Origin of the sequence: Rhodoferax ferrireducens, assembly GCF_003347515.1 — a bacterium.
Classification (GTDB): domain Bacteria; phylum Pseudomonadota; class Gammaproteobacteria; order Burkholderiales; family Burkholderiaceae_C; genus Rhodoferax.
On sequence record NZ_QEII01000260.1, the window covers coordinates 1 to 15,066 of the forward strand.

The following is a 15,066-nucleotide window of genomic DNA, read 5'->3' on the forward strand; positions in this document are numbered from 1 at the left end:
ACGTGGTCAGTGGCTCCAGTTTGCGGGTATCCGTCAGGGATGAGGGTGAGGGCATCCCGGAGGAAAACCTGACGCGGATCTTCGCGCACGGATTCACCACCCGCAATGCAGGCCACGGCTTCGGGCTACACAGCTGTGCGCTGGCTGCCAAGGAGATGGGCGGCACCCTCACGGCACATAGCGACGGATTGGGCATGGGCGCGACTTTCACTTTGACGCTTCCCATCTAACCCGCGGAAGAAATACATGACTACGTTTGAAAATCGACGCATTCTCCTGGTGGACGACATGCCAGCGGTACACGAAGACTATCGCAAGATTCTGGCGCCTGCCGACGTGGTCGGCGACTTGAATCAGGACGAAGCGCTGCTTTTTGGCGAGGTGCTACGCGCGACGCCGGTCCGCTTCGAGCTTGATTCCGCCTATCAGGGCGTGGAGGCGGTCGACAAAGTCCGCGCCGCGCTGCGCGCCGATCTTCCTTATGCCATGGCATTCGTCGACATGCGGATGCCGCCGGGCTGGGACGGCGTCGAGACCATTGAGCGCTTGTGGCAGGAGGATGCGCGCTTGCAGATTGTGCTCTGCACCGCCTATTCGGATTACTCCTGGACGGACGTGTTCGCCCGGTTGGGGGCGCTCGACCGGCTGCTGATCCTGAAGAAGCCGTTCGACAACATCGAGATTCGCCAGATGGCCAGCGCGTTGACGGTGAAATGGCAGATGACGCAGGAGGCTGCGTTCCACATGAGCAGTCTGGAGCAGGCCGTGGCGGAAAGAACCCGGGAGTTGTCCGACGCCAACATCATTGTCCAGAACAGCCCGGTGATCCTCTACCGCCTGCGCGGTGAACCTGCGTTTCCGCTCATTTACATCTCGCACAACGTCACCAAGTTCGGTCATGACCGTGCGGCCTTGCTGGCCTCGCCGAATTGGGCGGCTAGCCTGATCGATCCCGCCGACCAGGCCGATGTCGGCGCTGCGATGGCGCGGGTGCTGGAGAAGGATTCCCAAGGCGCCTCGATTGAGTTCCGCTTGCGCACCGGCGACGGTGCCTGCCGCTGGGTTGAGAACCGGTATATCCCGGTGCGTGACAAGGATGGACGGCTGATCGAAGTCGAAGGGATCATCATCGACATTACCGAACACAAGGCGACGGAAGAAAGAATTGCCTTGCTGGCCCGCACCGACGGGCTCACCGGCCTGGCGAACTGGGGTACTTTTAATGATCGGCTGCATCAAGCTTTCGGTGCAGCCCAACGCGGCGCCGTCCCGTTTGGGATTTTGTATCTCGATCTCGACCATTTCAAATCGGTCAATGACACGCTGGGCCACCCGGTCGGCGACCAACTGCTGCAGGAGGTTGGCCAGCGTCTTGTGCGCTGCACGCGCGACAGCGACTTGGTGGCGCGGCTGGGCGGCGACGAATTCGCCGTGCTGCAGGCCGAGATGGGCGAGCCTGCTAACGCCGGGGCGCTGGCGGCAAAACTCCAGGCTGCGCTGGCTGCGCCCTACCAGTTCAATGGCAACGAGGTACGGATCTCGGTCAGTATCGGTATCTGCCCGTATGTTTCCGGTATTCAGGGGCCTGACATCATGTTGGAACAAGCCGATCTGGCGCTCTACCGCTCCAAGGACGAGGGCCGTAACCAGTACCATTTCCATTCCGACGATCTGGACCGGCAAGTGATCGATCGCGCTGCACTCGCCGGCGATTTGAGGAAGGCAATTGAACACAATGAGTTGGAGCTGGAGTACCAACCCCAAGTCGAGTTGTCCTCGCAAAACATCGTCGGCATGGAAGCGCTGGTGCGCTGGAACCACCCGACCCGTGGCGTGCTGGCGCCAGGCGTCTTTATTCCGATTGCCGAAAAGAACGGCACCATCGTGGCGCTGGGACAGTGGGTGCTCGATCAGGCGTGTCGGCAAATGCGACTTTGGCGCGACGAGGGCCTAGCCCTGCCGGTGATCGCAGTTAACCTTTCCTTGTTCCAGTTCAAAAATGATCAAGAGCTGTTCCGCAGCATCACCGCAACCATCGCCAAATGGCATCTGGCGCCGGCGGACCTGGAATTCGATGTGACCGAGGCGACACTGGCCCAGCTGAAATGGACAAAAAATGAGGTGCTGCTGCAATTGCACGAACTGGGGGTGAAAATCGCGATTGATGATTTCGGCAGTGAATATTCGTCCTTCGACTATGTTCGGGCCTATGGCGTGAATCACCTCAAGATCGCTCAATCGTTCATAAAAAAGTCCGTCGACGACGCCGACAGCGCGGCGACTATCCGCGCCATCGTCAACTTCGCGCGCGATATCGGCATCGGAGTCATTGGCCAGGGCATCGAGACCGAACAGCAACGCGCCTTGCTGGCCTCAACCGGTTTGGCGACACAGGGGCAGGGTTTCCATCTCAGCAAAGCGGTGGGCGCCATTCGTGCCACCGAGTTCTTGCGCCAGAGCCGCGTCGTACCGCAACCGTGCGATCGCAACATCGATCAGGGCACGACATCGGTTTCTGGACGGCTTAACGCGGCCTCCGAGTTGCCGTGAACGCGCTGGGCTGGCCTGATGCACAATCGGTGCCCGCTAGGGACACATCGGAGAGACACCTCATGGGAAATCGACTGACACAAATCGCCACCCGTGTCTCCAAAAACAGCCTGCGCGTGCATGCCATGGGCGACGTGGATGAGCTGAACTCCAATATCGGTGTTTTTCTGTGCGAGGATATGCCGGAGAGCGCGCGCTCGCTTCCGGTTGAAATCCAGCACCAGCTCTTCAACCTGGGCGGCAAGCTGTCCATTCCCGGCTTCGAGCTGCTCAAGCCCGAGGCGTTGCTGGCGCTGGACGCCGCACTGGCCGAACACAACGGAAAATTGCCGCGACTGCAGGAGTTCATCCTGCCCTCTGGCAGCCGCGCCGCACCGTCGCACGGCGCGCCGAGCGCGCCGTGGTGACGCTGGAAGCCCAGGAGACCCTTAAGGAGAATGGCACTTACTTAAGCCCGACAACCTTGAAGTCACGGGCGTAAGCATTTGAATTTGAAGAGAAAAAGAGGTGGCTGACCAAGGGATTGATAGGATGGTTGTTACGAAGCACCCAAACCATCTTTCGAAAGGCCAGCCACCATGGATCGTAATGCCAGAAACGTTTTGCATCAACGTCGCAGCAGTATCGGACGCTGGGCACGGGCAACCCAGGCGGTGGAGTTCTTCAACGTGCTGACCAGCCCGGAATTGCTTGCGACAACAGAAGCGTTGCTGCCCGAGCATCGCGAGCGGCTGTATCCGCCCACGATTGCGCTGTCCATGTTCATGCGTCAGGTGCTGGAGGCCGATGGCTCGTGCCAGAAGGCGGTCAACGGGTGGGCCGCGCAACGCGCGGCCGATGGGCTCACCCCGTGCAGCGTTCGTACCGGCGGGTTCTGCCGGGCTCGCCAGCGTCTGCCGCTGGCGATGGTCAGTGCGCTCACGCGCGAAACAGGCCGCTTGCTCAGCGACAAGGCGCCGGCGCAATGGCTCTGGCGCGGGCGTTCGGTCAAACTGGTCGACGGCACCGGAATATCGATGCCCGATACCCCGCAGAACCAAGCCTTGTATCCCCAGCCCAACACCCAGGCCCCCGGGGTGGGCTTTCCGCTGGCGCGACTGGTCATGGTGATTTGCCTGGCCACCGGCGCGGCGCTCGATGTAGCGATAGGGCCGCACAGCGGCAAAGGCAGTGGCGAGCTCGGACTGGTGCGCCGTCTGCTCGCAGGCTTCTGCCCAGGCGATGTGATGCTGGACGACGCCCTGTATTGCAACTATTTCCTGATTGCCACCCTGATGGGCGCAGGTGTGGACGTGTTGTTCGAGCAAAACGGCTCGCGCATCACCGACTTTCGCCGTGGCCAGTCGCTGGGCACGCGCGATCATCTGGTGCGCTGGCCCAAGCCGGCCCGCCCTGAGTGGATGACGCCCGAGCAGTATGCGTGCTTACCGGATGAACTCACTGTCCGTGAAGTCAAGGTCGCCCACCAGGTGTTGGTCACCACGCTGCTCGATCAGCGCAAGGTCAGCAAGGACGATCTCTCGGCACTGTACGCGCGTCGCTGGAACGTCGAACTCGATCTGCGCAACCTCAAGACCACCACGGGCATGGACGTGCTGAACTGCCAGACGCCGCAAATGAACGAGAAACAGCTCTGGGTCCATCTGCTGGCCTACAACGTGATCCGACTGCTCATGGCGCAGGCCGCCTGCAATGCCGGTGTCGATCCGCGTGACCTCAGCTTCAAGCACACCGTGCAACTGTGGACGGAGTGGGTCTCGCGAGGTCTGTCGGCCACGAAGGATGGCGGGCGTCTGTTCACGCTGATCGCCCAATGCAAGGTGGGAAATCGGCCCGCACGCATTGAGCCACGAATGCGAAAGCGACGACCAAAACCCTATCCCTGGTTGAAGGTTCCGCGCGCCCAGGCTCGCCGAAAAATCAAGATCCATGGTCATGCGTGGGAGACAAAGTAAGTGCCATTCGCACTAATTCCTGCTTTACCTCTGGGTCATATCGGCACCGCCCATCGCGCTTGTGCCCCACCACCAATCCGCTCAATACCTCTGAGTTGTTCTGCATCGCATATGTCCACGTTGTTTACGTGGACACAAGCATCACGGAATTCACCTCCGGCCGATAGGACGCGGTTAATTGATCGCTTACAGAGTACCGGCGTCGCCATCGACAAGATGGTTGTTACAGACATCTCCCCGGCGATCGTGCGGCAATTCCTGGACCATCTGGAACGGGACCGGCACTGCACGGGCGTGACACGCAACCACCGTCTGGGTACCATCCACTCGCTGACCCGCTTCATCGGCATGCGCTCGCCGGTGCACCTGTCCTGGTGCACCGAGGTTCGCCTGGTGCCATTCAAAAAGACGGACAAGACCCTGATCACCTACCTTGACAAGGCCGAGATGGATGCTCTGCTACGCCAGCCAGACCGGCATACCGTGCTTGGCATGCGCGACTATGTCTTGCTCTTGTTTCTTTACAACAGCGGTGCCCGGGCCGATGAGCTCGCACGCCTGGCCATCAAGCATCTCCGCCTCGAGGATCCACCATCGGTGCGGATCCATGGAAAAGGCAACAAGATTCGGATGTGTCCACTCTGGCCGATGATGGTGCCCATGCTCGAAAGCCTGGTCATCGGACGGGGCGCCGACGAGGTCGTCTTCCTCGGTCGTGCAAACAAGCCGATGACGCGATTCGGCATTCACCGTCTCGTCACCCACTACGCCGAGATGGCAAGCGATGAGATTCCATCCATGCAGGCCAAGCGGACCAGTCCGCACAACATCCGCCACACGACTGCTGTCCATATGTTGCGAAGCGGAGTCGACATCAATACGATTCGAGTCTGGCTGGGACATGTCTCGCTTGACACGACGAATATCTACGCTGAGGTTGACCTGGAAATGAAGACCAAAGCGCTGGCAAGCGTCGATGTTTCCGGGCAACCGGCAGAACTCTTGCGACAACGCGCCTTGCCGTCATTGATGACTTTTTTGCAGGGGATATAGCCTATATCTTCCAAAAAATATGTGCCGGCTCCATGCCTGGATCTTCTCTGAGGATCCTGGCGTTCTGGGCCTCGCGCAACGTATCTTTGGTCGCAACATATCAGGCGTTATCCCAGCAGTTGCCGCGCCGACTCATGGAGCTGGTGATGCCGTATTCCTTCAGTACATCCCGGAAGTCCTTACTGGCGTACTGGCTACCACGGTCACTATGAAACATCAGTCCAGCCTGCTTGCTCGGTTATATGGCGACGCTGGGCAGCGCTCGCAAACGAACGAAGTGCTCGTGGTACCCGGCTATGCTCACGCCCAGCACCCGGCACTGCACCGAGATTGGCCAGACGCTGCGGTGGCGCTGGATAAAGGCGTACTTCAAGTCGATCCCTTTGCGAAGTACGCCGTCGCTTTTCCCAGAATGTCGCGCTCCATCTTCACGCGCGCCAATTCGGCTCGCAGCCGACTGATCTCCATCTGCTCGGCACTGACTTTGGCCTTGCTGTCAGCCCCCTTGAGTTTGCCTTGGCGCTGTGCCTTGCCCCAATTGAACAGCGTCTGGTCGATCACTCCCAATGTACGTGCCGCCGCCGCAATGCTTTGGCCACCCTCGACCAGCCGCACCGCTTCCTGCTTGAATTCGAGCGTGTACCGTGCTCTCGTCGTCTTTGTCATTTCCGTTCTCCTTGCGTGAATTTAAACACTCAGCAAGGGATACGTTTTTCAAGGGCAAGGTCAGAGTGACTTTTGATCATGCGTGCCGATTTCGCATTGACCACCGCTTCTCGAATGGGACTCTGGTCAATTACGAATCGGCACTATCGACCTCACTTGGTCAATTCCACGTTGGCGGTAACAATAACCTAATGAAGAGAACTGAAACAACCCATGGTTGTCTCTTTGTCGATCACCAAAATTTGCTGATTTCTGGTTTTCTAGGCCTGCAAAAATACGGGAATCAAGAGTCAGTGTGCTTGGCGATCCAGTCCAGTGCCCCCTGCAGATGTTGAAAATCGTTCAGCGAACGGGCTGCAATGTCAGGATATCGGTCATTCCACATCCGCGCCAATGCCGAACCGGGGCCGATTTCAAGCACGCAAGATACTTGTCTTTCGGCAATCGCCTCCATGCAGGAAGACCACTGCACGGTACTGGCAATTTGCTGGCTCAAGGCCTGACGCAGCTCAATGGGTTTGCGGCCTAAAGCACCTGACGCGTTAAGGGCAATCGGACAATAAGGTGTAGCAAATGGCACCTGATTCAGCGACTCAGCAAAAGCGTGAGCAGCGGGCGCCATCCAGGACGAATGTGACGCCACCTGCACCTCCAGCCGCTTGCAAACTGCGCCGGTTGTTTGCAATGCGAGAGTGGCTAGCGACAAGGCGTCGTCAGTGCCCGCAAAAATCGACTGCATCGCATTCAACCGAATGGCGCACTCGAGGTGAACGTCGGTACAGGCGGCCAAGACCGCCGCTTCCGATAGGCCAGACACGGATAACAAACCGGTTTTCAAACCGACCACGGACTGATCCATCAAGGTGGCCCGTTCGGTTGCCAAGCTGATAGCTTGCTCGGTCGTGAACACGCCGGCGCAGGCAAAGGCGGGCAACTCACCCACGCTGTAGCCCGCCACGAGGGCGGGGCGCGCACTCAATCGGTCTTTGAGGGCGGCCCAAGCGGCCAAAGACGTGCCCGTGATGAGCACCTGGGCAAAACTGTTGTGGCTGCGCCGCTGTGTGTCATGGAGCAAAGCCCGCCATTCCGATCCAAGCCGCCCACTCATCAAACGCAAGGTAGCGGCGCAGGCGGGCTCGGATTCCAGCCAGGGCAGCATGCCGGGGTGCTGACTGGCCTGGCCAGAGAATAAAACGGCATACCTCATGTCGTAGCCACAATAGCGCCTCGCTCGTTCAATGCTGTCGGCCTTTCGGTTGCTGACATGGCTCCACTTTGTAGTCGCTTTAAACGGGAGATTTCTTCAATCCAGCAAGCACAAGCCAGAACATCAGCAGCGCCGCCAGGGGACAGCCTTCTCTGAACAAAAGCGCTGTGGACAGCTCGGGCATGCCATAGCCAATCGATTTGAAAAATCCCACCTGCGGCCAAAAAGTCACGGGCCCCCGACTGCACAAAGCGCAAGCCCTCCATACCGCCACGGTGAACCACATTGGTGTCGTCCAGGGTGGCCATCGTTGCGAACAGGGCGTGTACGCGGGCTGCGCGGTCCGTGGCACCGCTTGCCAAGGCCATTTGCAAGGCCGGCAAGGTGATTTCAAACAGGGTGGGAAAGGCCTGGGCCGCTTCTTCGCCCGCGCTGCGCATACCGAAACGCTGCGCGACACGCTGGCCATGCGAGAGCGGTGTTGCCATGCGAGTCGATTTAGCGCGTGATGCCAGTGCTTCCCCCCAGGTGGATAACAAAACAGCACGCAAATGAACTGCGGTAAATCTCAAACCCTGTGCGTGCACTTGTCCGGCGCTGGCACACAGCAAGCCCAAGGCGAACACCGCACCGCGGTGGGTATTGATGCCTTGAGTTGCCGCCAGCATTCGGCCCTCCGCATTTTTTCCAAGGGATTCCAGGACGGCAAACGAATGACCCTCATAACCGGCCCGCGCAATGCGGGGAAAGTAGCCGCGCAGCGCGAACAGGCTGCGCAAAAACGTCGTGCCATTCATGTCGCGATGGCTGCCGCAGTCTCGAAACGAAACGAGGCCTGGCTTGGGCTCCAGCGCTATTTCGGCGTAGAGCGCGCGTACCGCCGCAAGACCGAGTTGCCGGACCTCGGCACTCACGGTGGGGGCAGTAGCCAGTAGTTCGGACGTGCAAACCATACAAATTTTCAGTTCAATGCCAAAGCAGTTTTTGGCGTCAGGCGGTGAGTACCCCAACCGAGTTGGCTCACCTCCTCCATGGCAGCGAGCCGGATGCTGCAGCGCGCTTTCACCATCACTTGCGTCGTTTGTCCCGCCAGTAGTTTTTGCAACTCGCGCCAGGCGATGGCCTCGCCGGTGGGAAAGACAATTTCGCCGTCGATACGCCGGTGCAGTTCGGTGGTGGCAAGTTGCTGCACCACCCGACGAGCCGCCTCAAAATCATCCACATGCAGGCTTAAATCAATGTCGGATTCGTCATGCAGATAAGGCAGATCGGTGAGAAACTGCCAGCCATGCGAGCCGTAGACACGTGTGTTGACGCCAAGGGAGGACAACGCCGAGTCGAAATCCATGGCGGCCAGACCCCAATGACTGGCGCGAGCCACTTGCAAGAATGAGGGAAAGAAGCCACTAACCTGGATCTGGTCCAGCGGCACACGCAAGGCCAACCGGCGTCTTGACCACTGCATGGGTGCGGGCAGTCCGAGGCAAATCTGATCCGGGCTGGCATCATCACGTTGACGGCACACCACCAGCGGCAAACTGTGGGCGCGCCAATGCGCCAGAATTTCCTGTGCTTGTGGATCCCAGGCCCGTGCTTCAATCTGCTGCCAGGCCAGCGTGTCGATCCGCACCAGTTGATTGCGCGCCAGCCTTTTCATTCAAGCACTCACCACGCGCTCAGCGACCTGGGCGGCCAGGGTTCGGCCACCGCGTGCAGCGCCATCAGCGGCTCGCTCGTCGAGAACAGGTGAGTCGTCCAGTGCCGCGATCAACTGCGCCTGGAGGTCTCCCGTCCACAGCGCGCGAATGCCTCCCATGGCCACAAAATTCTTCACACCGGGCGCAAACACAGGATTTGATTTCGACAGCTCGGCCAATCGTGCTTCGTCAATCTTGGTCACCCGCGCCATCGCCGGCAAGCGCATGACGCGGATCTCCGCCTCCGGCAGTGCGTAGCAGGCATCGGCAATCAAGCCCGAGGTAATGAAGCCACCGGACAAAGCCTGGTCATACACCAACCCGATGACGCGATGCCCCTGCCGCCGTGCCAGCTCGACGCAACAGCCCAGGTGGGCCATGTAGCGATTGATGCCCAGCAGCTCGTCACGGTGGCGCAGTCGTTGGCCCTGTGTGTCCACCAGCAAAATAATGGGGCGTCCCGGATGCTCGCGGACCGTCTCCAGCACCACGCGGGCCTGGGCCAATGCGAGTTCTACTCCGATTGGCGCGTGGTCGGTGGTGCCCACCACGGTGACGGTGCGGCCATTCACATCAGCCGAGCCACTGAGCAGCTCGCCTTCGTGTGTCACGCGATGGGTGCTGCCAAAAAGCGCGACCAGTAAAGACGTCCAGTTCATGCCAGCTCCTTCAAGGTGAGTGCTTTCAAGGCCTGGATATCTTGTGCTTCCAGATCAGCGACCAGCGCCGGATCGGGCACGCCCGCACGCTGCCAGACGTCCAGTGCGTCCCGACAGTCGCCGTAACGGGTCAAGCGGTCCGATAGAAGCGCGTGTTCAGCTTCCATCGCCGCCAGGCTCAAGGGCCGGGATTGATTCAGCAAGGCCACGGCGGCTTCACGAAATGCAGCCACATCGTCTTCCACCAGCACGTCGCAATCGCCAATCAGGTAGCGATGTTTGCCGCCCGTGGTGCGCCACACCAGCGCGCGGTCACGCGAGTCGAACTCTTCAACGCCGTTGGATGACTCAATCACTTCAGGGCCGGACATGGCCAGGCGGCCCATGTCGCTCATCACCACATGGTCCGCGCAGCGGGCGATCAAGCCCATGCCGCCGAAACAGCCGTTGGCGCCGCCGATCAGCATCAGCACCGGAATGCCGCTGGCGCGTGCGTCGAGCAGGGCGCGCATCACTTCAGACACCGCAATCAAACCCGCATTGGCCTCGTGCAGGCGCACGCCACCGGATTCGGCCAGCACGATGACCGCCGCCGGTTTGACTCTCAATGCGCGCTTGAACAAGCCGACCAGCTTGGCACCATGCACCTCGCCCACGCCGCCGCCCATGAACTCGCCCTCTTGCGCGGCGATCAGCACCGTTTTTCCACCGAGGGTGCCACTGCCAATGACGACGCCATCGTCAAAAGAGGACGGCACCCCCAGCAGTGCCAGGTGCGGACTCACGACGCGTTCGCCAGGGCCCAGGATTTCCAGGAATGAATCAGCATCCAGGAGATGCGCGACGCGCTCGCGGGCTGTCGATTCAGCAAAACTGAGATTCATGACTTGCCCCCTGCGTGCGTTGGTAATTCCGCTGCGGCCTGATCGAGCCGCAGGCTCACCACCGCAGGCGTCGCCCCCATGTCGTTGATCGAGATGGCAATGCCCGAGAGGCGATGACGATCCTGAAAGTCCTGCACCACCGCTTCCCAGATCGGGGCAAAGCCCCGCGCCGAGGTGGTGATGTCCACGGTGCACTCCGGGCTTTGGATGCTGGGTTCCAGCATCACCTCCAGGTTGCCTGAACCGACCACGCCGACCAGGATCGGTTTGAAGTCGCCCGGCGTTTGCTGCCCCGCGAAATGGAAGTGAAGTTTTTCCATTGTGGTGTCCTTGTTTCCTTACCAGTTACGGAACCGTTTTGGCGGGTTGTAAAGCCCGCCCGACGCACGCACCAAATCCCGCATGGAGCGGGCAGCCAGCAGGCTGCGCGTGGCATCGCGCTTGTCCACGCCGATGTCTTCGGCGCGCTGGATCACACCCCGATCCCGCAGGTTCTCGACCATGCGACGGTCACGCGCCATGCCCACCGGCGTGAAGCCGGCCACGCCGCGAATCGCCTGCTCGCGCTCTTCATCGGTGCGACAGAGCAACAGGTTGGCAATACCCTCTTCGGTCAGGATGTGGGTGACATCGTCGCCGTAAATCATCACCGGCGGAATTTCCATGTGAGCCTGCTCCGCCAGTTGCCAGGCGTCCAGCTTTTCCACAAAAGCGGGTTGCATGTGCTCGCGGAAAGTCTCCACAATTTGTACGACAAGTTTTTGGCCACGCGGCATGGCCGAGACGCCGGTGCGCCCCTGGCGCGCCTGGGCGCCCGCTTTCAGCCACGCTGGCGTGGCGTGGCGGCGTCCTCGTGCATCGGCGCCCATATTGGGTGCGCCACCAAAGCCCGCGATGCGGCCCAGCGTGGCGGTGGAGCTGTGGCCGTTCAGGTCAATTTGCAGCGTGGACCCGATGAACATGTCGCAGGCATAGTGGCCTGCCGCCTGGCACATGGCCCGGTTGCTGCGCATGCTGCCGTCGGCGCCGGTGAAAAACACATCTGATCGCGCCTTGATGTAGTTTTCCATGCCCAACTCGGAGCCAAAGGAATGGACCGACTCGACCCAGCCGGCCTCAATTGCAGGGATCAGGGCCGGGTGCGGATTGAGCGCCCAGTGCTTGCAAATCTTGCCTTTGAGTCCGAGCGAGTCGGCGTAGGTGGGCAGCAGCAGCTCAATCGCCGCGGTATCGAACCCAATGCCGTGGTTCAAGCGCTGGACACCGTATTCGGCGTAAATCCCCTTGATGGCCATCATCGCCATCAGCACCTGGATTTCCGATATTTGCGCCGGGTCACGCGTGAACAGCGGCTCGATCAGGTTGGGCTTGGGCGCCAGAATGACAAAGTCCACCCAGTCGCCCGGAATATCCACACGCGGCACGGTATCCACCCACTCGTTCACTTGAACGATCACAATCCCGCTCTTGAAAGCGGTGGCTTCCACAATCGCCGGGGTGTCTTCGGTGTTGGCACCCGTATAGAGGTTGCCGTGCTTATCCGCCGACTGGGCACAAACCAGGGATACACGCGGGGTCAGGTCGATGAAGTAACGGGAAAAAAGCTCCAGATAGGTGTGGATGGCCCCAATCTGAATCTGCCCGGCGGAGACCATTTTGGCCAAGCGTGCGCTTTGCGGACCCGAGAAAGAAAAGTCAAGTTTGGAGGCAATGCCGTTTTCAAACAAATCCAGGTGCTCGGGCAATGCCAGGACCGACTGCACCATGTGGAGGTCATGCACCTGGGCGGGGTCCAACTGCGTCAAGGCCCGCGCCAGGAAGTCGGCCTGCTTTTGGTTATTGCCCTCGAGGCAAACCCGGTCACCGGACTCCAGGACGGCCGTCAGCAGCTTCGTGACATCGTTTGAGGCAACCTGTTTGCCACTTAAGCCATCGCCCAATGCGGCGACAGCGCGTGCCAAGCGGCGAGCCCGGCTTTGCGCTTGCAGGTTCCACTGTCTATGCGGAGCATTCATGAGGTAGCTTTCAATCATGGGAAGAATGGAGGGATACAAGAGGACGCCCTCACGGCCCGGAAGGTGAGCGATGGTGAGGCCGCACTTGTTCAGCCCACAATGGCCTTAGTCGCGAGGTACAGCACCGAGGGTCCCAATAAGCAGCCGACGCCCGTATGGAAAGTCGCTACGAGTGCACCGTAAGGCACCAGCCGACGATCCGTGGCCGCGAGTCCGGCGGAAACGCCGCTGACGGTTCCCGCCAGGCCACCAAAGATCATGGCGGAGCGGGGTGTCTTCAGGCCCATAAATTTAGCCGCAAAGGGGGTACCGACCATGACGATGATGGCCTTGATGAGGCCGGTAGCGATTGACAGCGCGATCACGTCGGAACTCGCGCCGATGGCTGCGCCGGTAATCGGCCCGACGATATAGGTCACTGCACCGGCACCAATGGTGGTCATGCTCACCGCGTCGGTATAACCGAATGCGCGGGCGATCAAGGCACCGATGACAAAGGGGATGACCGTGCCCAGCAACAAGGACAACGCCCCTATCATGCCGGCCTTGCGGGCTTCAGAGGGTTGAACCTCGAAGGCGGTGGCGACAATGGCGAAGTCCCGGAACATGGCGCCGCCCATCAGCCCGATGCCAGTCAGCAAGGGAAAGTCTGCCAGGCCTTTTTCCCCACTGGTCATGCGGCCCCCGAAATAGGCCAGTCCTAGTCCGATCACGATAGCGATGGCTGAGCCGTGAACATACCCAAGGGTTAGTCGGCGTGAGATGACACCCGCCAGCCAAATTGCGACACCGACACAAGCAAAGGCCGTGACCAGACCATTTGCAATCAATATTTTGTTCAACATTTCTAACATGACATGGTCCTCGGGTTTAAACGTCTTCTTCTTCGGTAAATTCAAGGTGGTGCGCGGGAGGAAATGCGGTGTCGTCACGGCCACTGCGACTGAGGGCCGCAATGACGCAGGCGCAAGCGGCCGCAGCGGCAATAGCCGACAGCAAGGCCACAGGCCCGCCCTTGAGGGCGGCAACAACGTTCTGATTGGCCGCCATGGCGACGACGACGGGAATGTACATGGCGCCCCAGAACCCGACGCCAGCTTCGGTTTCCTTGGGCATCAGCCCCTTATCGTGCAAATATATTTTCAAGAAAATCAGCATCAACATGGCGATGCCAACTCCGCCGACGTTCGATTTAACACCTATGGCGACGCCGAGTAGGTCGCCCAAAAAAAGACCTGTCAAATGGCATAACGCCAACAAAGCCGTTCCGTAAATAATCATCTTTTGTCTCCTGCAATTGTTCTGTCTGTTGTCAAGTTCGTTGTCTTCTCTAGCCCTAAAGAGAGCTTGTCGGTTTGGCGTGTCTTCTTCTTTCTATTTGAGATCCAGTCGTTTTTCTGAGGAATTTTCGATAATGTATATCTTTTTATATATATTGTATACAAGATACTTACTTTTTATACAAAATAACCGTTGGCGTAGAATTCAGGTGCACAAGGACTAAAAATGGATGAAGTTATTTCCAACTCGATTCGCCGTTCTGAGCAACTTGGGGGACAGATAGAGGAGCGCATCGTCACCGGGTTCTATCCGCCAGGAACCCGCCTGGATGAACAGGAACTGGCCGCAAGCTTCGGCGTATCCCGCACGCCAGTCCGGGAAGCCCTCATACAACTGGCCTCGATCGGACTGATCGATATCCGGCCACGGCGTGGCGCCATCGTTCCTGAAATGAAGGTCGAACGTCTTCTGGAAATGTTCGAAGTGATGGCGGAACTGGAGGCTATGTGCGGCCGTCTTGCAACGAGACGCATCCGGCCTGCAGAATTGATGCAACTTGAGGCCGCTCATCAAGCTTGCGCAGCGGCGCGAGATGCGAGTGACCCCGACACCTATTACCAGTTAAATGAGGTTTTCCATCACCGCATTTACGAGGCGAGCCACAACAGCTTCCTCACAGAACAGGCGACAGCGCTGCATCGCCGCTTGCGCCCCTACCGCCGCCTACAGTTACGGGTGCGCAACCGCATGGACTCGTCGTTTTTGGAACATTCTGGAATCATGGCCGCCATCAAAGCCGAGGAGAGCGACAAGGTTGCTGAAGAGCTTCGCAACCATGTGCTGGTTCAAGGTGAGCGCTTTACCGACCTAATTTCTAACCTGCAACAGTTAAACGCCGGAGAGCGAGGGGTAAAGTAGGCTCGCCCGGTCAGGCGTTGGACGCGCTTTTGGTGACGTTACTCACCAGTCCGTAAAATAACCATCCTCCGGCAAAGCCGGAGGTTTTCATAAATGTGAGCCGCTCAAAGCGGCTAAACAGGGACGCTTACGCGGCCCCTACTCTTTGAGCCACCGAAACGGTGGCAACTTATCTCCACAG

14 protein-coding genes and 3 pseudogenes are annotated in these 15,066 nt (G+C 59.4%); 6 read left to right on the plus strand and 11 right to left on the minus strand.

Annotated elements, in window-relative coordinates; genetic code table 11:
• From C5P05_RS09645 to C5P05_RS09665, 5 genes and pseudogenes are all read left to right on the plus strand, one after another.
• On the plus strand, nt 1-230 hold a 230-nt coding region (locus C5P05_RS09645), incomplete at its 5' end, for an ATP-binding protein (protein ID WP_198674685.1).
• A gap of 16 nt (nt 231-246) precedes the next feature.
• Entirely contained in the window at nt 247-2,550 is a 2,304-nt protein-coding gene (locus C5P05_RS09650) for an EAL domain-containing protein (RefSeq protein WP_114969630.1), read from the plus strand.
• A gap of 62 nt (nt 2,551-2,612) precedes the next feature.
• A pseudogene (locus C5P05_RS09655) lies at nt 2,613-2,986 on the plus strand (ATP:cob(I)alamin adenosyltransferase); the annotation flags it as partial.
• Between the two features lie 142 nt (nt 2,987-3,128).
• Nucleotides 3,129-4,505 carry an IS4 family transposase gene (locus C5P05_RS09660; RefSeq protein ID WP_114969631.1) on the plus strand — a complete coding sequence of 459 codons (1,377 nt, stop codon included), beginning with the start codon at nt 3,129-3,131 and terminating at the stop codon, nt 4,503-4,505.
• Nucleotides 4,506-4,616: 111 nt separating this feature from the next.
• Nucleotides 4,617-5,558, plus strand: coding sequence for a tyrosine-type recombinase/integrase (locus C5P05_RS09665; protein ID WP_114969632.1), 942 nt, complete (start codon nt 4,617-4,619; stop codon nt 5,556-5,558).
• Nucleotides 5,559-5,661: 103 nt separating this feature from the next.
• On the opposite strand, the pseudogene C5P05_RS35270 reads toward C5P05_RS09665, so the two are convergent.
• The 11 genes and pseudogenes from C5P05_RS35270 to madL all read right to left on the minus strand — a co-directional run.
• Nucleotides 5,662-5,781: pseudogene (locus tag C5P05_RS35270) on the minus strand (DDE-type integrase/transposase/recombinase); the annotation flags it as partial.
• Between the two features lie 57 nt (nt 5,782-5,838).
• Nucleotides 5,839-6,224, minus strand: a pseudogene (locus C5P05_RS09670) (transposase); the annotation flags it as partial.
• 283 nt (nt 6,225-6,507) lie between these two features.
• Nucleotides 6,508-7,431 (minus strand): malonate decarboxylase subunit epsilon, encoded by a 924-nt coding sequence (mdcH, locus tag C5P05_RS09675; protein WP_114969633.1) that lies wholly within the window; start codon nt 7,429-7,431, stop codon nt 6,508-6,510.
• A complete protein-coding gene (gene mdcB / locus C5P05_RS09680) occupies nt 7,428-8,384 on the minus strand; it encodes a triphosphoribosyl-dephospho-CoA synthase MdcB (RefSeq protein WP_114969634.1) in 957 nt (318 codons plus the stop codon). The genes mdcH and mdcB overlap by 4 nt, the downstream gene beginning before the upstream one ends.
• A gap of 8 nt (nt 8,385-8,392) precedes the next feature.
• Nucleotides 8,393-9,088 carry a malonate decarboxylase holo-[acyl-carrier-protein] synthase gene (mdcG, locus tag C5P05_RS09685; protein ID WP_114969635.1) on the minus strand — a complete coding sequence of 232 codons (696 nt, stop codon included), beginning with the start codon at nt 9,086-9,088 and terminating at the stop codon, nt 8,393-8,395.
• Nucleotides 9,089-9,787: a biotin-independent malonate decarboxylase subunit gamma gene (gene mdcE / locus C5P05_RS09690; RefSeq protein WP_114969636.1), complete on the minus strand. Its 699-nt coding sequence runs from the start codon at nt 9,785-9,787 to the stop codon at nt 9,089-9,091.
• Complete coding sequence (locus C5P05_RS09695) at nt 9,784-10,671, minus strand: biotin-independent malonate decarboxylase subunit beta (RefSeq protein WP_114969637.1); 888 nt, start codon at nt 10,669-10,671, stop codon at nt 9,784-9,786. The genes mdcE and C5P05_RS09695 overlap by 4 nt, the downstream gene beginning before the upstream one ends.
• A complete protein-coding gene (gene mdcC, locus C5P05_RS09700) occupies nt 10,668-10,991 on the minus strand; it encodes a malonate decarboxylase acyl carrier protein (RefSeq protein WP_114969638.1) in 324 nt (107 codons plus the stop codon). Before mdcC ends, C5P05_RS09695 begins: the two co-directional genes overlap by 4 nt.
• 18 nt (nt 10,992-11,009) lie before the next feature.
• On the minus strand, nt 11,010-12,686 hold the full coding sequence (gene mdcA / locus C5P05_RS09705) for a malonate decarboxylase subunit alpha (protein WP_114969639.1): 1,677 nt from the start codon (nt 12,684-12,686) through the stop codon (nt 11,010-11,012).
• A gap of 89 nt (nt 12,687-12,775) precedes the next feature.
• A complete protein-coding gene (madM, locus tag C5P05_RS09710) occupies nt 12,776-13,540 on the minus strand; it encodes a malonate transporter subunit MadM (protein ID WP_114969640.1) in 765 nt (254 codons plus the stop codon).
• Nucleotides 13,541-13,556: 16 nt separating this feature from the next.
• Nucleotides 13,557-13,967: a malonate transporter subunit MadL gene (gene madL, locus C5P05_RS09715; RefSeq protein WP_114969641.1), complete on the minus strand. Its 411-nt coding sequence runs from the start codon at nt 13,965-13,967 to the stop codon at nt 13,557-13,559.
• A 225-nt stretch (nt 13,968-14,192) separates the two neighbouring features.
• Here madL and C5P05_RS09720 point away from each other — a divergent pair, with 225 nt between their 5' ends.
• The gene (locus tag C5P05_RS09720) at nt 14,193-14,885 is read left to right on the plus strand and encodes a GntR family transcriptional regulator (protein WP_114969642.1); all 693 of its coding nucleotides are present in this window, start codon (nt 14,193-14,195) and stop codon (nt 14,883-14,885) included.
• The last annotated feature ends 181 nt before the right edge of the window (nt 14,886-15,066 follow it).